Source organism: Micromonospora echinospora (assembly GCF_900091495.1).
Taxonomy (GTDB): domain Bacteria; phylum Actinomycetota; class Actinomycetes; order Mycobacteriales; family Micromonosporaceae; genus Micromonospora; species Micromonospora echinospora.
Genome location: NZ_LT607413.1, coordinates 2179452 through 2201596 on the forward strand (window position 1 = coordinate 2179452; position 22145 = coordinate 2201596).

A 22145-nucleotide genomic window follows, 5' to 3' on the forward strand; every position below is an offset into this window, starting at 1 on the left:
CGGCGGATGCGTGTTCCCCGGTGGCGGTGGCCCCGGGGCGGCTCCTCAGAGGTGGTAGACCACCGCGTCGCCGATCTCCTCCCGGCGGATGCCGAGCGCGTCGACCGGCATCTCGACGGCCAGCTCGAACGGGGTACCGGCCGCCTGCCCACGCGGGACGACCACGGTTCGCACCCCGAGCCGCCGCAGGTGGTCGATGCTGGCCGGGTCCGGGAAGGTCTGCGTCGCCTCCCGCGTCTCGGCCAGCTTCACCGGGGTGAAGCCGCTGCCACCGTTGACCACGTCCTGGAATTTGGTGGTCGTCCAGAGCATCACCGGCTGGTCCAGGTTCTGCCCGCTCGGCAGCACCAGCACCGGCCCCTGCACGGTGCGCATCGCCGCCGGCTGGGGCGGCACCACCGGGTGCGGCGTGGCGTTCAGCCCCTCCACGACGACCAGCAGCAGCGGCAGCAGGGTCGCCGTCCGCAGCCAGGGACCGGGCCAGGCCGGGACCCGCTGGGCGGCGATCTCGCGTACCCGCATGGCGAAGGCGGTGAGCGTGCCGGCGGCGAGCAGCCCGAGCAGCAGGGTGGTCCAGAGCATCAGTCGACCCGGCGTCCGGATGCCGTCCCAGCCGGGCAGGTGTTCGACGAGCGGAACGTAGGTGAAGGTGCCGCCGAAGAACCGGGTGCCCATCGCCAGCACCATGCTGACCAGCACCCCGGCGAGCAGCAACAGCCGGTGGCGCAGCCGCCACACCGAGAAGAACAGCCCACCGAGGGCGAGCGCGTAGAGCACGAAGCCCGGCAGCAGGGTCATCTCCGGGTGCCAGGGCAGTGCCGCCCGGGCGCCTTCGTGCAGGCCGCCCCAGATCCGCGACTCGGCGGGCGCGGTGAGGAAGCCGACGGCCGGCGGCGAGTAGATGTCGATGTCGCCGATACTGCGCCGCGCGTTCGGGTGCTGCTCCGCCACCGTGAAGTACGGGATGGACAGCAGCACGCCGGTCGCGGCGAAGACCAGACCCCCGACCACGTCGGTGATCAGCAGCCGCGCACCGAACGGGTGCCGGACCGGGCGGATCCAGTACCGCCGCAGGTACCAGGTGAGCGTGGCGACCAGCACGACCCCGGCCAGCACGTACGCGAACGGCAGGCCGATCCCGAAGCCGAGACTGAGCTGCCAGGCGGCGACCAGCCAACCGGCCAGCGCCCATCCGGCGTGCCGCCGCTTCGGACGGTAGCCGTACCGCAGGGACCAGCCGTGCCCCCGGGCCAGCATCGCCAGCGCCAACGGGATGCCGCCGTTGGAGATGACGTGCAGGTGACCGGCCTGGGCCAGCAGCCACGGGGCGTAGGCGTAGCTCACCCCGGCCACCGCCGCGCCGATCCGGCCCGCGCCGAGCTGCCGGGCCAGCGCGTACGCCCCCAACGTGGCCAGCGCGTGCGCGAGCACGAAGAGGACGTTGTACCGGAGCATGGCGGCCTCGGGACCGGTGCCGATCATGCCCGCCGGGGCGTACCCGAGGAGGGTGTCGGAGAAGGCGAAGCTCCACGACTCCGGGTAGAAGGTGTTCGCCTGCCACAACTGGGCCGGGTCGGTCAGCAGGATGTGCCCCGACCAGGCGATCTGCCAGGCCTGGAGCGCCGGGTCGTAGAAGTCCTGGGGGAGCGTGTACAGCGGGTAGCGCAGCGTCGGCCAGGTCAGCAGGACGGCCAGCACGAGCGAGCCGAGGGTCGCCAGGGTCCACTCGTGGACCAGGAACCGTCCGACCGCGCGGGTCGCCCGCCTGACTCGGCCCGGCACGGTGGCCGGGGCCGGTCCGAACGCCTGCCAGGGGTCCGCCGGCTCCGCATCGGTGTCGGCACCCCCCGGGGCGTCCTTGCCGTCCTTCGCTGTACCGCTGTCCTTGGCCTTGCTGCCCTTTTCGGTCCTGCTGCCGTCCTCGGCCTGCTTGCCGTCTTCGGTCTTACTGGTGTCCTTGGCCTTCTTGTCGTCCTCGGCCCGGTCGTCGTCCTCGGTCTTCTCGCCGTCGCGAACGGCCTTCGAGGTCCGGGTGTCCTCGGAGGCCGGGGCCGGTGCGGAGTCCGGACTGGTGGCCGGCTCCTCGGCAACCGCTGCCTTCCCGGTCTTCCTCCGACTCCCCGGGACGTCCGGCTGCACGGCGTCGCTCGGCTGCCCGGCGTTCACCGGCTGGGCAGCGGTCTCCGGGTCCGGGGCGGTTGCCCCGGTCGCGGTCCGGTCGCCGTCGGTTCCCGGGCCGGGGCCGGTCCGCGTCGTGTCGGACGTCCCACTGCTCATGCTGTCGTCCCGCCCAGGTGCTCCCGGAGGAAGGCGATGTCGGCGCCCTGCCCGTCGGCCCCGCCCGGGGTCTCCACGATCACCGGCGCGCCGGCCGCCCGGATGACCGCCACGAGCAGTTCCGGGTCGATGGTGCCGCCGGCCAGGTTGTCGTGCCGGTCCCGACCGGAGTTGAAGGCGTCCTTGGAGTTGTTGGCGTGGATCAGGTCGATCCGGCCGGTCACCGCCTTGACCCGGTCCACCAGGTCGAGCAGTTCCTCCCCGCCGGCATGGGCATGGCAGGTGTCCAGGCAGAACCCGACGTCGTACTCGCCCACCGCGTCCCAGAGCCGGGCCAGCGCGTCGAGCCGCCGGGCACAGGCATTGTCCCCGCCGGCGGTGTTCTCGATCAGGACCGGTACGCCGAACCCACCGTTCTCGGCCGCGTACGCGAAGGTCTTGCGCCAGTTGTCGAAGCCGGTCGCCAGGTCGTCGCCCGCGTTGACGTGGCCGCCGTGCACGATCAGGCCCTTCGCGCCGATCCCGGCCGCGCCGGTCGCGTGCCCGAGCAGCAGTTTCCGGCTCGGGATCCGAATCCGGTTGTTGGTCGTGGCGACGTTGACGACGTACGGCGCGTGGACGTAGACGTCGACCTCCGCGGCGCGCAGGCGGTCGGCGTCCTCCCTCGGATTCGGTGCCTTCCAGCCCTGCGGGTCGGAGAGGAAGAACTGCACGGCGTCGGCGGCTCGGGACGCCGCCTCCGCTAGCGGGTCGGCCGGATCGACATGGGCTCCGATACGCATGCAGGCGAGCCTACGTGGCGGTCGCCGCCGTCGGGTGACGGCAAGGCGGCGTCGCCGTGCTCGGGTCGCACCGTCCCTCGGCCCGCGTCACCCGGACCCTGGAGTGGTCGTTGATCCGGTGGGAGTCGACGACCCGAGTGGACCGGGACATCCCCCGCCCCGGAGCCTGCCGGGATGGATGGACCGTCCATCCGCCGACCCGGGGAGTTGTCCGGCCGAGCAGGATTCTCGACAAGAGCAATCGGGTCATTTGCCCCAACAGGTGACAAGACCTGCGGTAACGTAAGGTAACAACACGATATAGCTCCGCGGGGCGCTCCCGGTCCAACCTCATCGGTGTGGTCGTTCCTCCCCAGGTCCCACCCAAGGAATGCGGACGGGACGCCCCGCGGCCCAGTGGATCAGGGTCCTCTTCCGTCGTGTGCGACGAACGGAAGAGGACCCTGGTTCCGTTGGCGACCCGGCAGGCGCTCCGACGCCGATCGTCGGCCGCTACGGGCCTTCCGGTCCGGTCGCCGGGTCGTCGTCCGGCTCGCCACGCGGCGCGCCCGGCCGTCGCGGGCATGATCGTCGGGACCGGGTATCCTTGCCCGGTTGCCCGCCGCCGCCTGGGTTCCCCCGGACCGGCTCGGGCACGACGCACGACCTCCTGCCACGGAAGGACCGTGGCCGCTTAGCCCACAGGAGGTGAGCACGTCTTGCGTCATTACGAGATCATGGTGATCCTCGACCCCAGCCTCGAGGAGCGCACCGTCGCCCCGTCGCTCGACACGTACCTGAACGTGATCCGGACCGCGGGTGGCTCGGTGGAGAAGACCGACGTGTGGGGCCGCCGGCGCCTCGCGTACGAGATCAGCAAGAAGACCGAGGGCATCTACGCCGTCATCGACCTGCAGGCGACGCCCGCAGCGGTGGCCGAGCTGGACCGTCAGCTGCGCCTCAACGAGTCCGTGCTGCGCACCAAGGTCATCCGGCCGGAGATGCGCTAAGCGTCCACCCCCCGGTTCGCCCGGATCGATCTCGTCGGCTCTGTCATACGGCTCTGCGAGCCTGTGCAACGGCTGACGAGTGTGCGAGGAGATGGTCATGGCAGGAGACACCACCATCACGGTCATCGGCAACCTGACCGATGACCCTGAGCTGCGTTTCACCCCCTCGGGTGCGGCGGTCGCCAAGTTCCGGGTCGCTTCCACGCCCCGGTTCCTGGACAAGGCCTCCGGCGAGTGGAAGGACGGCGAGCCGTTGTTCCTCTCGTGCACCGTCTGGCGTCAGGTCGCCGAGCACGTCGCCGAGTCGCTCCAGCGGGGCAGTCGGGTGATCGTGTCCGGTCGGCTGCGGCAGCGGTCGTACGAGACCCGCGAGGGCGAGAAGCGCACCGTCATCGAGCTCGAGGTCGACGAGATCGGCCCGTCGCTGCGCTACGCCACGGCGAAGGTGCAGAAGATGTCCCGCTCCGGTGGCGGAGGCGGCGGCTTCGGTGGTGGCGGTGGTGGTGGCCAGGGCGGCGGAGGCAACTTCGACGACCCCTGGGCCTCGGCTGCACCGGCCCCCTCCCGCGGTGGTTCGGGCGGCGGCAACTTTGACGAGGAGCCCCCGTTCTAATGGCGCCGAGCGCCCGCGATCGCAAACCAGGAGCACGAGCAATGGCCAAGGCTGCGGCACTGCGCAAGCCGAAGAAGAAGGTGAACCCGCTCGACAAGGACGGGATCACCTACATCGACTACAAGGACACCGCGCTGCTGCGGAAGTTCATCTCCGACCGCGGCAAGATCCGCGCTCGGCGGGTGACCGGCGTCACCTCGCAGCAGCAGCGCCAGATCGCCCGTGCGGTCAAGAACGCCCGTGAGATGGCGCTCCTGCCGTACACGGCCACCACCCGCTGAGAGGAGGCACCGAAATGAAGATCATCCTGACGCAGGAGGTGTCCGGTCTCGGTGCCCCGGGCGACATCATCGAGGTCAAGGACGGCTACGGCCGTAACTACCTGCTCCCGCAGGGCTTCGCGATCGCCTGGACCAAGGGTGCGGAGAAGCAGGTCACGGTGATCAAGCGGGCCCGCTCGGCCCGCGAGATCCGCGACCTCGGCCACGCCAACGAGGTCAAGACTCAGCTCGAAGGCCTCAAGGTCAGCCTGAAGGCCCGCGCCGGTGACGGCGGACGGCTCTTCGGCTCGGTCACCCCGGCCGAGATCGTCGACGCCGTCAAGGCGGCCGGCGGCCCGACCCTCGACCGGCGTCGGCTGGAGCTGCCCAGCACCATCAAGTCCCTCGGCTCGTACCCGGTGCGGATCAAGCTGCACCCGGAGGTCACGGCCAAGTTCGACCTGAACGTGGTGCAGAGCAAGTAACCACGGCACCACCCGCGAGAGGCCCGCACCGACCGGTGCGGGCCTCTCGGCGTTGCCCGGGCAGTCCAACACCGATGATGGCCGGATCAGCCGATCGGCTCGCCGGTGACCGCGCTGATCAGCACCGTGGACAGACCCCCGCCCACCACCGACGACGCCATCGCCAGCGTCGCCGTCCGCCACGTGGTCCCGATCCGTCGCAGCACCATCGCCACCAGCAGGCTCGTCACCAGGGCCAGCCCGAACCGGGGCCCCCCGGAAACGAACGAGTCGATCGCGTGTGCCCGTGGCGAGTCGCAACCCCCACCGGTGAAGTCCGTGACACACCCCGTCGGGACCTGACCGCTCAACGTGAGCAGCCAGACGAAGACCGCCAGCGCCGGCAGCACGTAGCAGGCGACCGTATAGAGCAGCGACCGTATGCCACCGTTCGGACCCGGATCGAGCAGGTCCTCCTCGATCCGGCGGGGCTGCGGCACCGTCACGGCCCCACCCGGACGACGCGACTGGGCAGCAGGACGACGCGACGGCCCAGGCGCATGCCCAGGCGCAGGCCCCGGCAACGGCAACAGGGCCGGACCAACCGACGGCACGGGAGCCGGCCGCCGTCGCGTCACCGGGGCGGGAAGCTCCCACTGCCCGGTGTCGGTGAACTCCACCCACCGCTCGCCGCCGTTCGACCACCCACCACGCCCCGAAGGCGTCGGCCGGTCCCAGACGTGGACCCCCGAGGCGTCCCATTCATCGGCAACGGGCGACGGGACAGAACCCCCGTCCTGCTGCCGGTGCGACACCCCACGCTCCCGGACCGGCGGCTCCGGACCAACCCCCCGGAGCGGAACCCCGTCCGGCTCGGGCCGGATCCGACGGGTCGGCCAGGGCACCTCCGGACGTCCCACCGGCCCGACCGGATCCTCCCACCCGGACGACCCCACCCCCGACCGGTGCGAAGGTGGACGACGGTGCCGGCTCGACGGCAGACCCGTCGGACCCGGAACACGATCGTCACCGGCCCGGCGGCTCCCGACGTACCCCGGCGTGCCGGACGGCTCGGCGAGCCGCCATCCACGGCTGTCTTCCGACCAGTCGGCACCGGAGGTCGGCACCCCGGTCCCCGCCGGCCTCTGCCAGCTCGTCGTCCCGGTCCCTGCCGGCTCCCGCCAGCTCGTCGTCCCGGCACGCCACGCCTCACCGGCCTGCCAGCCGACATCGGCCCGGGGCGGGGCGTGATCGTGGGCCAGCCCATCGTGCCGGTGCCGGCCGCCGCCACGCGATTCCGGAACGACCCCCTCCCGCGCCCACCGGGGCACGTGGTCGTCGGCCGGCTCCGGCTGGCCGCGCTCGGCGGCACGGCGTCGGCTGCTCGTCCGATGACCGGCGGAGGAGGGTGGACACGGCTCGAGCGGATCACCCCACGGGGACAACAGCGCACGCTCACGCGAGCGGACCTCGTGCGCCCAGTCCCGGTTACTCACGGCCGGAGCGTGACCCTTCTCAACCGAAAGTGCAATCCGCTCCCCCAGGCGGAGCTGATGCCCGAGATAGTACGGGACGATGCCGGGCCCGATCGGCCGGGAAAATCTTCCTCCACAGGCTGTGTGCAGAGTTTCCGCAGCTCAAGCGCATGGTGATCTGGATTACCCGCGAGTTATCCACAGTTTGTGCACAAGCTGCACACACCCAGAGGCTTCCTGTCCACAGGTTGTCCCGAGGCTCGTCCACCGGGTTGCTTGAGCCCTCCACCTCGGGTTCCGTATGGTTGGCCCCCGACCGGCCCCACGATGGCCCCCGATCGCCGGACCGGTCGGCGGCGAGCCGCCACGCCGGTGGCCGGCCGGATGCGATCCGACGCAGCGGAGGGGGAGCCGGTGTCGGTCACCGACGACATGCGAACCGAGTCACGGGCCAACGGGCAGCCGCCCGCTCCAGCCCAGCGGGACGGTCAGTTCGACAAGACCCCACCCCAGGACGTCGCCGCCGAGCAGTGCGTACTCGGCGGAATGCTGCTGTCCAAGGACGCCATCGCCGACGTCGTCGAGATCCTCAAGACGCACGACTTCTACCGGCCCATCCACGCCACCATCTTCGACACCATCCTGGAGATCTACGGCCGCGGCGAGCCGGCCGACCCCATCACCGTCGCGGCGGCACTGGCCGACTCCGGGGACCTGGTCCGCGTCGGCGGCGCACCCTACCTGCACAGCGTGATCGCGAGCGTGCCGACTGCGGCGAACGCCGCCTACTACGCCCGGATCGTCGCCGAGCGGGCCGTGCTCCGCCGGCTGGTCGAGGCCGGCACCAGGATCGTCCAGCTCGGCTACGGCACGGCCGCCGGCGGCAGCCGTGACGTGGACGACGTCGTCGACCTAGCCCAACAGGCCATCTACGACGTCACCGAGAAGCGGGTCAGCGAGGACTTCGCCGTCCTCGCCGACATGCTCCAGCCCACCCTCGACGAGATCGAGGCGGTGGGGGCGCAGGGCGGCGTGATGACCGGCGTGCCGACCGGTTTCAGCGACCTGGACCGGCTTCTCAACGGCCTACACCCGGGGCAACTCATCATCGTGGCCGGCCGGCCGGGTTTGGGAAAATCGACCGCTAGTATGGATTTTGCCCGAAATGCCGCGATTCGCGCGAATCAAGCGGCAGCCATCTTCTCGCTGGAAATGAGCAAGGTCGAGATCGTCATGCGACTGCTCTCGGCCGAGGCGCGGGTGCCGCTGCACGTGCTGCGCAGCGGGCAGCTCTCCGACGACGACTGGACCAAGTTGGCCCGCTGCATGGGCGAGATCAGCGAGGCGCCGCTCTTCGTCGACGACACTCCGAGCATGAACCTGATGGAGATCAGGTCGAAGGCGCGCCGGCTGAAGCAGAGGCACGACCTGAAGATGATCGTGGTGGACTACCTCCAGCTCATGACGTCGCCGAAGCGCACAGAGAGCCGGCAGCAGGAGGTCGCGGACCTGTCCCGAGGGCTCAAGCTCCTCGCCAAGGAGGTCGAGTGCCCGGTCATCGCGGTGAGTCAGCTGAACCGTGGTCCCGAGCAGCGCACCGACAAGCGACCCCAATTGTCTGATTTGCGTGAGTCTGGCTCGATTGAACAAGATGCTGACGTTGTAATCCTTTTGCATCGAGACGACTACTACGACAAGGAGTCGCCTCGGGCCGGGGAGGCGGATTTCATTGTTGCCAAGCATCGGAATGGACCGACCGACACCGTGACCGTGGCCGCGCAACTTCACCTGTCGCGGTTCGTCGACATGGCGATCGTCTGACGGCCGTTCCCGTTCTGCGCTTCCGGCTCAGTCGGCACCGAGTTGGCGTGTCGCCGCCTCCACCGTCTGGGCCAGCAGGACCGCGATGGTCATCGGTCCGACCCCGCCCGGAACCGGGGTGATCAGGCTGGCCCGCTCGCGGGCGGATGCGAAGTCGACGTCACCGATGTTGCCCGGGTGGTAGCCGGCATCGACCACCACCGCGCCGGGCTTGATGTCCGCCCCGGTGATCAGGCGCGGCCTGCCGACGGCGGCGACCAGGACGTCGGCCTCGCGGGTGATCGCGGAGAGACCGGTCGTCCGGGAGTGGCAGTAGGTGACCGTGGCGTCCCGCCCGAGCAGGAGCAACCCGGCCGGTCTGCCCAGGATGGGGCTTCGGCCCACCACCACGGCGTGCTTGCCGGCCAGGTCGACCCGGTATTCGTCGAGTAACCGCAGGATGCCGCCGGGCGTGCAGGAGACGAAGCCGGGCAGCCCGAACCCCATCGCCGCGAAGGAGCGCATGGTGACGCCGTCGACGTCCTTCTCCGGGGTGATGGCCTCGAAGGCGGCGCGTTCGTCGATGTGCGCCCCGACCGGGTGCTGGAGGAGGATGCCGTGCACCTCGGGGTCGCGGGACAGTGCGGCGATCGTCCCGACGAGTTCGTCCGTGGTGGTCGAGGCGGGCAGGGCGACGTGTCGGGAGCGGATTCCGGCCTGCTCGCAGCGGTTGCGTTTCATCCGGACGTAGGTGGCGGAGGCCGGGTCGTCGCCGACCAGCACGGTCGCCAGGCATGGGGCGGTGCCGGTGCGTCGCCGCAGGTCGGCGGCGGTGGCGGAACTGGTGTCGACGATGCGCCGGGCGAGGTCACGGCCGTCCATCAGCCGGGCCGGGGGCGTCTGGGCCATGGGGCACTCCTGAGCCTTGTGGAAGGGGCGCCCAGGCGTACGGCATCGACGGTCGTCGGGCCGCTCCCCGGTGGTGCTCCACCTCAACGCCAGTAACGGCCCGGTTCACAGTGTAGTCGTCAGTACCGGTCCTGGCTGGCGGCCGCGGTGGCGCGGCGTCCGTTGATCCCGGTGGCGGGAACCGGTTCAGCCCAGCAGCGGGAACCAGCCGGCGACCTCGCCCAGTTCGGTCCGGTCGGCGTCGGTGAGCGGGAGCCGGCCGGTCGCCTTCAGCAGGTACTCCTCGTCGGTCCAGCCGGCGGGCCGGACCGCGTCGTCGCTGAGCAGGCCGTCCATCGTCGTCACCGCCACCGTACGGGCCAGCGGGCCCGGTCCCGGCGGGTCGGGCAGGTCGACGGTGAGGTCGAGGTGGTGCACCGCCGCCTCGGTGGTCAGGGTGGCGAGCAGGTCGGCGACCCGGAGCACGTGTCCCTGGGTGCTCACCACTTGGTCCGGGTCGGCGGCGGTCGCCGCGCCGACGGCGGCCGGGGCGGTCTCGGTCCAGAGCCGGACCACTCCGGTGGGACGGTCGAAGGCGACGGCGGACCGGCGGGCCCACCAGGCGTGGCGGGCGGAGTCGGTGTCGCCGGCCGGGAACGACCGCCAGTAGGTGACGTCGTCGACGTCGGCTGGGCCGTGGGCGGGGCTGGCCAGGGCGACCAGCGCGCGTTGGGCGTCGGCGAGCAGGTGGTGGAGCAGGTCGGCGACGAGCCAGCCCCGGCAGCGGGTGGGTCGTTGCAGTTCGTGATCGTCGAGGTCACCGACGACGGCGGTGATGCCCGCGTACGCCTCGGCGAGCGCCTCGTGCTGCCGGAACTCGGTCATGGTGCCGAGCGTCGCACGGCTGGTGGTGTTCCGCCCGGTCGACGGGCGACCGGACCGGTGGGTTCCGGTCCGGTCGCGCCGGTTCGGTTCGGCTCACCGGGCACCGGGTGGTGGGCCAGGAGCATCGGGTGGGTCGGTCCGAGGACCGTCGGGCGGGTCCGCCGCCGGCCGCCGGGCGGGCCGGCGGCGGAGCGCCGGGTGGATCAGCCGAAGAAGTCGCCGAGGAAGCCGTGCTGCTTCTTGCGGCGGTAGTGCCCGTGGTAGCCGTGGTGCTGGTGGCCGTGGCTGCCGTAGGCGGGTGCGGGCGCGGCCGGGTAGCCCGGCGGCGGGGGCGGGGGCGGGGGTACGGCGCCGTAACCGGGCTGGTGCGGCGGGGGCGGCGGAGGGGCGTAGCCACCCGGCTGGCCGGGGGCGTGCCCCGGTGCCTGGCCGGGCGGTGGCGCGGCCGGGTTCTGCTTGTTCCAGTTGGCCTCCGCCTCGAACAGCTTTTCGAGTTCGCCGCGGTCGAGGAAGATCCCCCGACACTCGCCGCACTGGTCGACGACGACTCCGCTGCGCTCGTACTGGCGCATTTCTCCTCGGCACTTGGGACAGGTGAGCTGCATCTCTCGACGGTACCCGGTCAACCTGAGGATGCCCCGGCGAGCGCTCCGGTGACTTCCTGGTCGGAGACCTCGTGGAAGTCGTCGTAGTAACGGCTGACCGCGCCGAAGTCGGGGGGTGTCTGGACGCAGACCACCTGGTCGGCTTCGGCGGCGAGCATGTCGTACGCCTCCTGGGAGCCGACCGGGACGGCGACCACGACGCGGCGGGCACCGAGGTGGCGGGCCACCTGGACGGCGGCGCGGGCGGTGGCGCCGGTGGCGAGGCCGTCGTCGACGACGACGGCGGTCCGGCCGGTCAGGTCCAGTGGTGGACGGCCGGCTCGGTAGAGCTGCTCCCGGCGGTCCAGTTCGGTCTGTTCGCGGCGGACGACCTGGGCGATCTCGTCGGGGTCGATCCGGCTGGCGACCGCGTCGTTGAGGACCCGCACGTTGGCGGGGCCGAGCGCGCCGAAGGCCACCTCGGGTGCCCAGGGCATGCCGAGTTTGCGGACCACCAGGACGTCCAGGGGAGCGCCGAGTCGGTCGGCGACCACCTGGGCGACCGGGACGCCGCCCCGGACGAGCCCGAGTACGACGACGTCCGGCTGGCCGGTGAGTCCGCCGAGCCGGTCGACGATCGCCTTTCCCGCTTCGGCACGGTTGCGGTAGGTGGTCATGTCTCAGGTCTACGCCCTGTCGGCCGCCCGCGCAGGGGAGTCGGCGGAAGAGGAGCCGTCGGGTGCGGCGAGTCGGAGCGCGGGTGCCCAGACCAGGAGGGCGAGTGGGTAGAGCAGGTATCCGAAGCGGGTGGCCGGCATCAGGGCGATCGCGGCGAGGAGGCCGTACCCGCAGATCAGGGCGCTGGTGGCGGCGGTGCGGGGCGGACGGCGCAGCAGGCGCACGGCGATCGCGAGTCCGGCTGCGACCAGCAGGACGGTGGCGACGGCGCGTCCGGCGGGGAGGCTGGTGGCGATCAGGTGGCCGGGGAACGGGGAGGCGGCGGGGCTGGTGACGAGGCCTTGGCCGAGGGGGAAGCGGAGCACGTTCTCGACCAGGGCGTCGCGGTCGACGAGGAGGGCGGGCAGGAGGGCGGCGGCGGGCAGGCCGAACGCGCCGGCGGCGTAGCGTCCTCCGGCCCGGCGGGTGACCGCCCAGAAGAGCAGGACGAGGGCGATCGGCCAGGCGAACAGCTTGAGTGCCCCGGCGAGGCCGACGGCGAGTCCGGCGCGGCCGGGGCGTCCGGTGGCGGCGTGGGCGAGGGCGAGCAGGCAGAGCGCGAGGACGGGCAGGTCGTCGCCGCCGGTGGCGAGGGTGAGGGCGCAGACCGGTAGGACGGTGGCGGTCTGGACGGCGCGGAGCAGCGCGGCGTCGGTGCGGGTGCGGTTACCTGCGGCAGCGTGGCGACCGGTGTTGTCGCGCAGGGTGCGGACGGCGAGGGCGAGGGTGAGCGCGGTGGCCAGGGCGAACCAGACGCGTGCGTCGGTCCACCAGGTGTCGAGGGCGGCCCGGGGCAGGCCGAAGAGGGCCATGCCGGGTTGGTACGGGGTGTAGCCGAGCAGTTGTTCCCCCGGCGGCAGGGCGGCGATGGCGTCGTGGCCGAGGTAGGGGGTGCCGTCGTGGATCAGCCGCGCCCCGGAGTGTTCGACGACGACGACCTCCTCCTGCGCCCGGTCGGTGCGCCCGGCCGACCGTTGCGCGGACTGCCACGCGAGCGGGAGGAGGGCGGTGGTCGTCCAGGTCAGGGCGGTGATCGCCGAGCGGGCGGTGGTGCCGGCCAGCGGGCTGTCGGGGCGGCGTCGGCGGGCGAGGAGCTGGCCGGCCACGAGGAGGGCGGCGACGAGGTAGCCGATGCCGGCGACCGCCCCCCAGGCCCGGTGGGGCGGGAGGGTGGAGGTGGCGGCGGTGATTCCGGCGAAGGCGGCCGAGGCGGCGTAGAGGCCGAGGTCGAGGGGGAGTCCGCCGGCCGCACCGTCGATCGTCTGCCAGATCCGGCGGGCGCGTGAGGGCGGGCGCTGCCCGGAGGGTGCGGAGCTGCTGCGGGGCGCGGGCCGACTGGTCACGCGGGAGAGTGTGGCAGACGGTCCGTCCGGTTCCGTCCGTTCGGTCGGCGGCCGGGGGCGAGCCGGATCACCGCGCCGGCGTCGTGCAGGGGTGGGGCGAGGGTGCCGGGTCGGCCGCCGGCCCCCCGGTGCAGGGCGGCGAGGAAACGGTTGGCGGGCATCGGGCGGGCGAAGAGGTGGCCCTGGCCGGCGAGGCAGCCGAGTTCCCAGAGGGCCCGGCGTTGCGGTTCGCTCTCCACGCCCTCGGCGACGACGGTGAGGTCGAGGCTGCGTCCGAGGTCGAGGGTGGAGCGGATGACGGCGGTCGCCTCGGCGGAGCTCTCCATGTCGGTGACGAAGGTTCGGTCGATCTTGATTTCGTGCACCGGGATCCGGGAGAGCAGGGAGAGCGAGGAGTAGCCGGTGCCGAAGTCGTCCAGGGCCAGGCGGACGCCCTCGTCGCGGAGCCGGCCGAGGACCCGGTCGACGATGTCGAGCTGGCTGAGCGTGAGGGTCTCGGTCAGTTCCAGCATCAGCCGGTCGGGGGGGAGTTCGTGGGCGCGTAGCCGGGCGAGCACCGAGCCGGGGAAACGGGCGTCGAGGAGGCTGCGGGGGGAGACGTTGACCGCGACCGGGATGTCGAACCCGGCCTCCCGCCAGCTCACCAGGGCGAGGAGGGCCTGGTCGAGGACGGCTTCGGCGAAGGCGGGGAGGAGGCCGGAGCGTTCCACGGCTTCCAGGAAGCGGGCCGGGTCGACGGTGCCGTTGGTGGGGTGGTGCCAGCGGGCGAGTGCCTCGGCGCCGACCACCTCGCCGGTGGCGAGGTCGACGATCGGTTGGAAGTTGACCGCGAACTCGTGGTCGGCGACGGCCCGGGGCAGGTCGCCGCCGAGGGCCAGTCGGCCGAGGTCGGCGGTGTCCCGGGCGGGGGTGTAGCTGGCGATCCGCTGGCCGTTGCGTTTTGCCTGGTACATGGCGACGTCGGCGCGGCGGAGCAGTTCGGCCATGCCGCCGGTGCCCGGTGCGGTGGCGATGCCGCCGCTGGCCTCGACGCTGATGCGTATGCCGTCCAGGTCGAAGGGTTCGTGCAGGGTGCTGAGCAGGGCCTCGGCGCGGTGGGCGGCCATCGCCGGGGCGGGAAGTCCGCGCAGGAGGACGGCGAACTCGTCGCCGCCGAGGCGGGCCACCAGGTCGTCGTCCCGGGTCGCCTCGCGTAGCCGGGCGGCCACCTGCACCAGGATCCGGTCTCCGGCGGCGTGGCCGAGGGTGTCGTTGATCTCCTTGAAGTGGTTGAGGTCGATCAACGCGAGGGCGGTGACACCGTCGGCGTGGCGGCCGTTGAGCTGGGCGCTGCCCTGGTCGAGCAGGTGCCGGCGGTTGGCCAGGCCGGTGAGGGCGTCGTGGGTGGCGGCGTAGGCGTGGTCGGCGGCGGCGCGGGCCAGTTCGGCGTACGCCTGGGCGTTGCGGACCGCCGTGCACAGGGCCGAGGCGAAGGTCCGCAGGGTGTACTGCTCGCGTTCGTTGAGGCGTACCGGGCCGCGGAAGCGTAGGCGCAGTACGCCGACGTCGCTGGTGCGGTCGTGTCCTTCGAGCGGGATGGGGATGACCGAGCCGTCCACGGTGGTGGGTTCGCCCACCGGGCCGTCGTAGGTGATGGTCTGGCTGTTGCCGCGGACGCTGCGTGGGCCGTCGTGCAGCTCGACCTCCACCTCGTCGGCGGAGAAGAGTTCGGCTGCCTGGGTGACCGCGGTGGTGAGCACCCGGTCGAGGTCCACCGAGTTGAGTGCGTCGGTGGTGCGGGCGAGTCGCTGCCAGGCCTGCTGTTCGGTGCGGGTCTGGATGCGGTGCGAGTAGGCCAGGTGCAGGCTGATCACGAGTGGTGGCACGGCCAGCAGCAGCCGGGTGTCGGCCTGGAGGATGGCCAGGGTGCAGAGGGCGACCGCGAAGCGGACCGCGAAGCCGGTGAGGCGCAGGTCGAGGTTGCTGCGGAACTGCCGGGAGACGCGGGTGCGGGAGGCGAGCGCGATGACCGGGATGGCGAGCAGGTCGTCCACGAGGGCGGCGGCGAGGTAGGCGACGGCCACCGGTACGACGAGGTCGACGAGTCCGGGTGGGGGCCACGACCAGCCCAGCGTGGCGAGGACGAGGCCGGCGGTCCCGGCGACCAGCACGTTCTTGCCGATGCCGAAGGCCATCTTGATGGCGGGCAGCTTGCGCGAGCCCAGGGCGACGCCGAGGCCGGTGCAGAGAATCACCCAGGGCGTGGGGGCGATCGCTATACCGATGATGATTGCCGTTTCGTTCCAGCTGATCGAATGTGTGGTCGACCGGATACGAATTCGCGCCTTCGTCGACGCGCTGACGAAGATCATTAGGGTGAGCATCACCAGCATCGCGACGTCACTGGCGGTGGTCGGGAGTCTGGTGAGCACGGCGGCGCAGACGGCTGCCACCTCGACGCCCAGGGCTGCCACGACGACGAGACCGACAAGCAGTCGGAGCTGCCGATCGGTCTCATTCATGTGTCGCCTGAGAACAGCCACAGTTCGTCCCCGGGGTTCGCTGGCCTCTGCAGCGTACCGCAGGGATTCTTCGCTTCCCGGGTCTAATTCACTCCCACTCGCTGCCACGCATGGCCCGACCCTTTCTGCCTTTCCGGCCCCGTCGGGGTGCCGGCGCCTGCCTGCTCTACCTGCAGCTTAGGCAAGGATATGGCAGCTTAGGTACGATAAATGTCGCTATATGCAACATTAGTTAAGAGTCCGACCTTTTGTTACTTTCCGTCCATCCGCCCTGAGCGGAGCGAGGTGATCTGCTTTCGCTCCGCATTCAAACTGTCGCTTGCCGCTGCGGAATGCGCACCGTCGGGTCGGCGGGTCGAGTGGCGCCGTCCGGCGGATCGGTCGGTGACCGGACGGTCACCGAGGGCTGGAGAAGGCGGCTGCCCCGAATCACCGATGACGTCATTGTGGCTCACCTCAGATCCTCCGGAATTGCCCGGGAAGCGGAGAGTAATCGGGGCGCGGTCATCGTGGAGTGGTCGGGTACGCGGCGACACCGGCGCGGGGACACCTTTGCTGTGCATCTTCGGATAGTTCCCCGGCATTTGGAAACCCCGCCGGTAGTGACCATCTCCACCGTCACCTGGCGGCCCGGGGAGTCCGTGGCCGCTCCGGGCGTCGCGGCGGGGTTAGGCTCACGGGCGTGACGGAACCCGCGCAGCTGACGCATCTCGACCCGGCGGGCGCGGCCCGCATGGTCGACGTCTCCGCCAAGCCGGTCTCCGGCCGTCGGGCCGTGGCCGCCGGCCGGCTGCGGACCACGGCCGAGGTGATCGGTCTGCTCCGGCGGGACGGTCTGCCCAAGGGCGACGCGCTCGCCGTGGGTCGCCTCGCCGGCATCATGGGCGCCAAGCGCACGCCGGAGCTGATCCCGCTCTGTCATCCGATCGCCCTGCACGGGGTGACGGTGGACTTCGAGTTGACCGAGGACACGGTGGAGATCACCGCGACCGCGCGGACGGCGGACCGGACCGGGGTGGAGATGGAGGCGCTCACCGCGGTCGCCACCGCCGGGCTCGCCCTGGTCGACATGGTCAAGGCCGTCGACCCGGCGGCCTCCGTCGACGCGGTACGCGTCCTCCGCAAGGAAGGCGGCAAGACCGGCGACTGGCAGCGGCCGGCGGACCGGCCGTGATCCGGGCCCGCGTGATCGTGGCGTCCAACCGTGCCGCCGCCGGGGTGTACGCCGACACCAGCGGCCCGATCCTCGTCGCCGGCCTCCGGGAACTCGGCTGCGTGGTCGACGACCCGGTGGTGGTGCCCGACGGCGACCCGGTCGGCCGGGCCCTGCGCGCCGCCGTCGCCGACGGCGTGGACGTGGTCCTGACCAGCGGCGGCACCGGCGTCACCCCCACCGACCGGACCCCGGACGTCACCCGGACGGTCCTCGACCACGAGATCCCCGGCATCGCCGAGGCGATCCGCGCGCACAGCCGGGCCACCGTGCCCACCTCGGTGCTCTCCCGGGGGCTCGCCGGGGTGGCCGGACGGACCCTGGTGGTGAACCTCCCCGGCTCCACCGGCGGAGCCCGGGACGGGCTGGCCGTGCTCGGCCCGATCCTCGCCCACACCGTCGACCAGCTGCGCGGCGGCGACCACTGACGGTCGCACCGCGTTGCCGTCCGCAGGACCGGCCGGCCGACGGAGGCACGCCGGGCACCCCGTGCACGGGGTGGCTTGCTCGTCCATCGAGGGCGAAGTCCCCCCGATAGGGTGGTCCGCGTGAGCGTGCGCAGTGAGCTGACCGGGAGCCACACCGTCGGGGATCCGGGTGGCGCACCCCCGCCGGCCGGCTGGGAGGAGGCCCGCGCCCGGGTCTACGCGGTCGGCCTGGCCGCCGCGCTCCCCGTCGTCACCCGGCCGCTCGCCGAGGCCGACGGGCACACCCTCGCCGAACCGCTGACGCCCCGTACCGACCTGCCCGCCTTCCCCACCTCCAGCGTGGACGGATGGGCGGTGCGTGGCCCGGGGCCGTGGCGGGTCGTCGGCCGGGTGCTCGCCGGCGGCACCCCGGAGCCCCTGACCGGGGACGGCACGACCGTCGAGATCGCCACCGGCGCGATGGTGCCCGAGGGCACCGCCGCCATCCTGCGGATCGAGGAGTCCACGCGCACCGCCGACGGTCGGGTGAGCGGCACGCCCCGACCCGCCCCCGAGTGGCGACCGACGGGCGAGGAGGCGCGGGCCGGCGAGGAACTGCTGCCCACCGGCACCCCGGTCGACCCGGGGCTGATCGGGCTGGCCGCCTCCTGCGGCCACGACTCGCTGCCGGTCCGCCGGCCGCCCCGGGCCGCGCTGCTCGTCTTCGGGGACGAGCTGCTCACCGCCGGCCCGCCCGCCGCCGGCCGGGTCCGCGACGCGCTGGGCCCGGCGGTGCCGGCCTGGCTGCGGCGGTACGGCTGCCAGGTGCGTCCCGCCGACGTCGTCGGCCCGGTCGCCGACACGCTCCCGGCCCACGTGGCCGCCCTACGTACCGCCCTGACCGGGGCGGACCTGGTCTGCACCACGGGCGGGACGATGCACGGGCCGGTCGACCACCTGCACCCCGCGCTCCAGGCCCTCGGGGCCGACTACGTCGTCAACACGGTGGCGGTCCGGCCCGGCTTCCCGATGCTGCTGGCCCGGCTGGTCGGGGACGACGGGCGGGCCCGCTTCGTCGCCGGGCTGCCCGGCAACCCGCAGTCGGCGATCGTCGCGCTGGTCTCGCTGGTGGCCCCGCTGCTCGCCGGACTCCAGGGCCGGCCGATGCCGGCGCTGTCGTACGCCACCCTGGCCGAGCCGGTCCGGGGCCGGGGCGCCTACACCCACCTGGCCCTCGTCCGGCTGGACGCCGCGTCCGGCACCGCCCACCCGGTCCGCCACGTCGGCTCCGCCATGCTGCGCGGGCTGGCCGGCGCCGACGGGTTCGCGGTGATCCGGCCGGACACCACCGGGGAGGCCGGGGCACGGGTACCGGTCGTGCCGTTGCCGCTGCTGCCCGGGGAGCGTACGTCGTGACCGTCCACCCGGCGACCGACCACCCGGTGGTGATCGCCGAGGTCACCACCGCACCGCTGGACGTCGCCGCCCACGAGGCGGCGGTCGCCGCCCGCCGGGCCGGTGCGGTGGTCACCTTCCAGGGGGTGGTCCGCGACCACGACCACGGCCGGTCGGTGCACACGTTGGAGTACGAGGGGCACCCCAGTGCCGCCGAGGTGCTCCGCGCGGTGGCCGCCGAGGTGGCCGCCGACCCGGACGTGTACGCGGTCGCCGTGTCGCACCGGATCGGCCCGCTGGAGATCGGGGACGCGGCCCTGGTCGCGACGGTCAGCACGGCCCACCGGGCGGCGGCCTTCGCCGCCTGCGCCCGTCTGGTCGACGAGGTGAAGGCGCGGCTGCCGATCTGGAAGCGGCAGGTCTTCGCCGACGGCACCGAGGAGTGGGTCAACTGCCCCTGACCGGGCAGCCGGTGTCGGGCCGACGGGCTGGCGCCGGCCCACAGTCGGTATCAGCCGACAGTGGACGTGGACGTGGACGACGGTCAGCGGCGGGCGACCAGGTCGGGTCGGCCCAGCCGGTCGGCGTAGAAGGCCGGCTCGGCACCGGGCCGCCACGGCAGGGCCGCCACCAGCACGATCAGCGCCAGAGCCAGCGAGTTCTCCATCAGCGCGCCGAACAGGCCGTCGGCGTAGTGCGACACCTCGGGGAGCTGGTGCTCGTACGGCCAGATCGGCGAGACCAGGAAGAGCAGGTAGAGCAGGACGGCGGCGGCCGCGTGCCGGAACCCGGTCATGGTCGGGTACCAGATCGGGGGGCGGAGGCCGTTGACCCCGGGTGGGCCGCCGTACGACGCCGCACCGGAGCGCTGCATCGGCCCCCGGCTCGCCTCACGCCGCCGTAGCGCGGCGTCGGCGAGCACCACGATCGCCGGGATCACCCATACCAGGTGGTGCGTCCAGGAGATCGGACTGATCACGTTGGTGGTGAGCCCGACCAGGGTGAACGCGGTCAGTTCGTCGCCGTCGGCGCGGGCGTTGGCCGCCCGGGAGAGACCGAGCGCGAGCATCAGCACCGCGAACGCCAGCCAGAGCAAGCCGGGCGTCTCGATCGAGTCGTAGAGCCGGGCCAACAGCCCGGCGAGGGACTGGTTGGGGGTCATGTCGGCCGCGCCGACCCGCTCGGTCTGCCAGAGCACCCGGGTGAAGTACGCCCGGGACTCCGTGCCGGCCAACGTGAACATGCCCAGCGTGACACCGATCGCGGTGCCGACCGCGGTCGCCGCCGCCCGCCACTGCCGGGTGATCAGCAGGTACACGATGAACAGCGCCGGGGTGAGCTTGATCGAGGTGGCCAGCCCGATCCCCGCGCCGGCCCAGACGCCGCTGAACACGAACCGGCGCAGCGGGCCGTCGTCCCGGCGGTACCGGGTGCCCCGCCGGGACCGCCACCGCAGGCCGATCAGGTCGGCCATGACCAGCGCGAAGAGCAGCAGGTTGACCTGGCCGTAGCCGAGCGTCTCGCGGACCGGCTCGATGGCGACCGCGAGTGGCACCGCGACCGCGACCGTGAACCACAGCGGCTGCCCGATCCGGTCGACGACCGGCCGGAGCAGCCCGGCCAGGACGACCGCCAGCGCGGCGGTGCTCCCGAGCGCGTTGAACCAGCCGGCGACCCCGACCGGCAGGTGCGCCATGGGCAGCATGACCAGCCCACCGAAGGGCGGGTAGGTGAAACCCAGGGTGGTGTCGGGGGCGATGAAGTCGTACAGCTCGTTGCCGCTGGCCCACCAGACCATCGCGCCGTGGTAGATCTTCATGTCGAAGAAGTTGTACGGCCGGCCGAACTCGCCGATGGCGATCCAGGCGGCGTAGACGGCGGCAGCCACGATGCCCAGCCGGACGGCCGTGCGGCGGTCCAACCTGCGGGCTGCACGGCGCACGGGGGCGAGTCGGTCCGCCCGTCTCCCGACGGTCGCCGGCATGGTGTGGCCACCCCCGTACCAACTTCGTCCTGTCCGTCCAGGTCCCGCACGGAGCCTAGAACGGTGCCTCACGTTGATGCCTCCCGCGTTATGCGACCGTGTCCGATCCCACACCAGTTTTTGACATTTCCACCGCGTTAACGCATCGCGGGTGGTTCAGGTGATTAGCGGCCTTAGCGGGGGGTGAGGCCCTTGGACGAGAGAGTGCCCGGCCAGGTCAGCCGGGCTGTCGACGGGTCGTGTGTGGGGTGGGCGACCGGTCAGCCGGGGAGCCGACGGGCCGCCGCCGCCGTCCGTACCGCAAGTCGGGTCTCCCGGCGGGCGGTCCGGACCGCGCGCTGTACCGAGCGTCGGGAATGGCCGATCCGGTGTCCGGCACGCCAGCGCAGACTCGGCCGGCCCTGGGTGTCCGCCGCGGCGAGCAGCAGGCCGCCGAGCAACCCGAGGTTCTTCAGGAAGTGCACCTGCTGGTTCATGCGCGCGGCCGGGTCGTCGGCGGTCCAGAAGGGATGACCGGCGAGCGTGGTCGGCACCAGCGAGCCGGCCAGCAGCAGCGCGGCGGGCCGGGTGAAGTGCCCGGTGGCGAGCATCAGCCCGCCGGCCACCTGCGCCGCGCCGTTGGCCCGGACCAGCGTCTCGGCGTCGCTGGGCAGGGCGCCGCCGGCCTGTTCGAGCAGCGGGGTGACCCGGTCGGTGACCGGCTTGGCCTGCGCGGTGAAGTGCGCCGGGTTGCGCAACTGCTGGACCCCACTGGCCAGGAAGATGCCGCTCAGCAGAGCACGGGCGAGGGAGCGTACGGGTTTCATGGCTCAGTCATACCCCGTGGCGGCCAGGATCATGGCTGCAACCGTCGATCTGCCCGCGAGTTCCGTCCTGACGTGTCGGGCCCGCCGTCCCGACCCCGGGGCGGCCGGCGAGTCCGTCCCGGGTGGACCTGCCGGGACGGGTAACGTGCCCGGATGACCACGCTGCGGCTGCGACCCGAGGGACCTGCCGACGCCGACCCGGTCCGCCGGGTGCTCGCCGGAGCCTTCGCCCGCGCGGGCGTGCCGGTCCCGCCCGAGGTGGGGCTGGTCGACGAACTGCGCGACAGCGACGCCTGGATCCCGGAGCTGGCCATGGTCGCCGAGTACGGCGGTGAGGTGGTCGGCTACGCCCTGCTGACCCGGGTCCGCGTCGACCCCGGCCAGTTCCCGGCCCTGGCGCTCGGACCGGTGGCGGTCGCACCGCACCGACAGCGGATCGGCCTCGGTGTCTCCGTGGTGCAGGCCGCCCTGGAAGCGGCCACCGAGCTTGGCGAGCGGCTGGTCGTGGTGCTCGGTGACCCGGCGTACTACCGGCGGTTCGGGTTCGACCGGGCGGACCGGATGGGACTGTCCAGCCCCTGGTCCGGCCTGGGCGAGCCGTGGCAGGCACTGGTGCTGCCGCCGACCCTCAGCGGAGAGGTCGGGGTGCCCCGGGGCGAGGTGGTCTTCCCGCCCCCCTGGTCCCGCGTGTGAGTCGCGGCAGCATGCGGAGTCGGTGAGCCCGCAGGTGCAGCAGCGGGTTCGGGCGCGGCGTCGCCCGGA

At 72.5% G+C, this 22145-nt stretch carries 21 protein-coding genes and 1 riboswitch; of the genes, 10 read left to right on the forward strand and 11 right to left on the reverse strand.

Going from position 1 to position 22145, the window contains the following annotated elements:
• Positions 1-45 precede the first annotated feature (45 nt).
• Together GA0070618_RS09960 and GA0070618_RS09965 are read right to left on the reverse strand one after the other, a co-directional pair.
• A complete protein-coding gene (locus GA0070618_RS09960; RefSeq protein ID WP_231931681.1) occupies positions 46-2277 on the reverse strand; it encodes a collagen-like domain-containing protein in 2232 nt (743 codons plus the stop codon).
• Positions 2274-3059, reverse strand: a complete 786-nt coding sequence (locus GA0070618_RS09965; protein ID WP_088981397.1) for a deoxyribonuclease IV — start codon at positions 3057-3059, stop codon at positions 2274-2276. The genes GA0070618_RS09960 and GA0070618_RS09965 overlap by 4 nt, the downstream gene beginning before the upstream one ends.
• Before the next feature lie 698 nt (positions 3060-3757).
• Between GA0070618_RS09965 and rpsF the strand changes: the two genes are divergently transcribed.
• From rpsF to rplI, 4 genes are all read left to right on the forward strand, one after another.
• Positions 3758-4048, forward strand: a complete 291-nt coding sequence (rpsF, locus tag GA0070618_RS09970) for a 30S ribosomal protein S6 (RefSeq protein ID WP_088981398.1) — start codon at positions 3758-3760, stop codon at positions 4046-4048.
• Positions 4049-4145: 97 nt separating this feature from the next.
• Complete coding sequence (locus GA0070618_RS09975) at positions 4146-4661, forward strand: single-stranded DNA-binding protein (RefSeq protein ID WP_088985414.1); 516 nt, start codon at positions 4146-4148, stop codon at positions 4659-4661.
• A gap of 41 nt (positions 4662-4702) precedes the next feature.
• Positions 4703-4942, forward strand: coding sequence for a 30S ribosomal protein S18 (gene rpsR, locus GA0070618_RS09980; RefSeq protein ID WP_013289355.1), 240 nt, complete (start codon positions 4703-4705; stop codon positions 4940-4942).
• A gap of 14 nt (positions 4943-4956) precedes the next feature.
• Positions 4957-5406 (forward strand): 50S ribosomal protein L9, encoded by a 450-nt coding sequence (gene rplI, locus GA0070618_RS09985; RefSeq protein ID WP_088981399.1) that lies wholly within the window; start codon positions 4957-4959, stop codon positions 5404-5406.
• A gap of 86 nt (positions 5407-5492) precedes the next feature.
• Here the strand turns inward: rplI and GA0070618_RS33405 are convergent, their stop codons facing one another.
• On the reverse strand, positions 5493-5891 hold the full coding sequence (locus GA0070618_RS33405) for a hypothetical protein (protein WP_094977979.1): 399 nt from the start codon (positions 5889-5891) through the stop codon (positions 5493-5495).
• Positions 5892-7292: 1401 nt separating this feature from the next.
• On the opposite strand from GA0070618_RS33405, the gene dnaB reads away from it, so the two are divergent.
• A complete protein-coding gene (gene dnaB, locus GA0070618_RS09995; protein ID WP_414467603.1) occupies positions 7293-8681 on the forward strand; it encodes a replicative DNA helicase in 1389 nt (462 codons plus the stop codon).
• Positions 8682-8708: 27 nt separating this feature from the next.
• Here the strand turns inward: dnaB and GA0070618_RS10000 are convergent, their stop codons facing one another.
• The 6 genes from GA0070618_RS10000 to GA0070618_RS10025 all read right to left on the reverse strand — a co-directional run bounded on the left by GA0070618_RS10000 (position 8709) and on the right by GA0070618_RS10025 (position 15578).
• The gene (locus GA0070618_RS10000) at positions 8709-9569 is read right to left on the reverse strand and encodes a bifunctional 5,10-methylenetetrahydrofolate dehydrogenase/5,10-methenyltetrahydrofolate cyclohydrolase (RefSeq protein ID WP_088981400.1); all 861 of its coding nucleotides are present in this window, start codon (positions 9567-9569) and stop codon (positions 8709-8711) included.
• Positions 9570-9591: 22 nt separating this feature from the next.
• Positions 9592-9676: riboswitch (ZMP/ZTP riboswitch) on the reverse strand.
• A 79-nt stretch (positions 9677-9755) separates the two neighbouring features.
• On the reverse strand, positions 9756-10433 hold the full coding sequence (locus GA0070618_RS10005) for a maleylpyruvate isomerase N-terminal domain-containing protein (protein ID WP_088981401.1): 678 nt from the start codon (positions 10431-10433) through the stop codon (positions 9756-9758).
• A gap of 203 nt (positions 10434-10636) precedes the next feature.
• Positions 10637-11038, reverse strand: a complete 402-nt coding sequence (locus GA0070618_RS10010) for a TFIIB-type zinc ribbon-containing protein (protein WP_088981402.1) — start codon at positions 11036-11038, stop codon at positions 10637-10639.
• 17 nt (positions 11039-11055) lie between these two features.
• Positions 11056-11694 (reverse strand): phosphoribosyltransferase, encoded by a 639-nt coding sequence (locus tag GA0070618_RS10015; protein ID WP_088981403.1) that lies wholly within the window; start codon positions 11692-11694, stop codon positions 11056-11058.
• 9 nt (positions 11695-11703) lie between these two features.
• Positions 11704-13005 carry a glycosyltransferase 87 family protein gene (locus GA0070618_RS10020; RefSeq protein ID WP_088985417.1) on the reverse strand — a complete coding sequence of 434 codons (1302 nt, stop codon included), beginning with the start codon at positions 13003-13005 and terminating at the stop codon, positions 11704-11706.
• Positions 13006-13073: 68 nt separating this feature from the next.
• Positions 13074-15578, reverse strand: coding sequence for a putative bifunctional diguanylate cyclase/phosphodiesterase (locus tag GA0070618_RS10025; RefSeq protein ID WP_088981404.1), 2505 nt, complete (start codon positions 15576-15578; stop codon positions 13074-13076).
• A gap of 682 nt (positions 15579-16260) precedes the next feature.
• Between GA0070618_RS10025 and moaC the strand changes: the two genes are divergently transcribed.
• The 4 genes from moaC (at position 16261) to GA0070618_RS10045 (ending at position 19054) form a co-directional block, all read left to right on the forward strand.
• Positions 16261-16752 (forward strand): cyclic pyranopterin monophosphate synthase MoaC, encoded by a 492-nt coding sequence (gene moaC / locus GA0070618_RS10030; RefSeq protein ID WP_088981405.1) that lies wholly within the window; start codon positions 16261-16263, stop codon positions 16750-16752.
• On the forward strand, positions 16749-17219 hold the full coding sequence (locus GA0070618_RS10035) for a MogA/MoaB family molybdenum cofactor biosynthesis protein (RefSeq protein WP_088981406.1): 471 nt from the start codon (positions 16749-16751) through the stop codon (positions 17217-17219). Before moaC ends, GA0070618_RS10035 begins: the two co-directional genes overlap by 4 nt.
• Before the next feature lie 138 nt (positions 17220-17357).
• A complete protein-coding gene (locus tag GA0070618_RS10040; protein ID WP_088985419.1) occupies positions 17358-18614 on the forward strand; it encodes a molybdopterin molybdotransferase MoeA in 1257 nt (418 codons plus the stop codon).
• Positions 18615-18640: 26 nt separating this feature from the next.
• Entirely contained in the window at positions 18641-19054 is a 414-nt protein-coding gene (locus GA0070618_RS10045; protein WP_088985418.1) for a molybdenum cofactor biosynthesis protein MoaE, read from the forward strand.
• A gap of 83 nt (positions 19055-19137) precedes the next feature.
• On the opposite strand, the gene GA0070618_RS10050 is transcribed toward GA0070618_RS10045, so the two are convergent.
• Positions 19138-20577, reverse strand: coding sequence for a glycosyltransferase 87 family protein (locus tag GA0070618_RS10050; protein WP_088981407.1), 1440 nt, complete (start codon positions 20575-20577; stop codon positions 19138-19140).
• A 260-nt stretch (positions 20578-20837) separates the two neighbouring features.
• A complete protein-coding gene (locus GA0070618_RS10055) occupies positions 20838-21383 on the reverse strand; it encodes a DoxX family protein (RefSeq protein ID WP_088981408.1) in 546 nt (181 codons plus the stop codon).
• A 153-nt stretch (positions 21384-21536) separates the two neighbouring features.
• On the opposite strand from GA0070618_RS10055, the gene GA0070618_RS10060 reads away from it, so the two are divergent.
• Positions 21537-22076, forward strand: coding sequence for a GNAT family N-acetyltransferase (locus GA0070618_RS10060; RefSeq protein WP_088981409.1), 540 nt, complete (start codon positions 21537-21539; stop codon positions 22074-22076).
• The last annotated feature ends 69 nt before the right edge of the window (positions 22077-22145 follow it).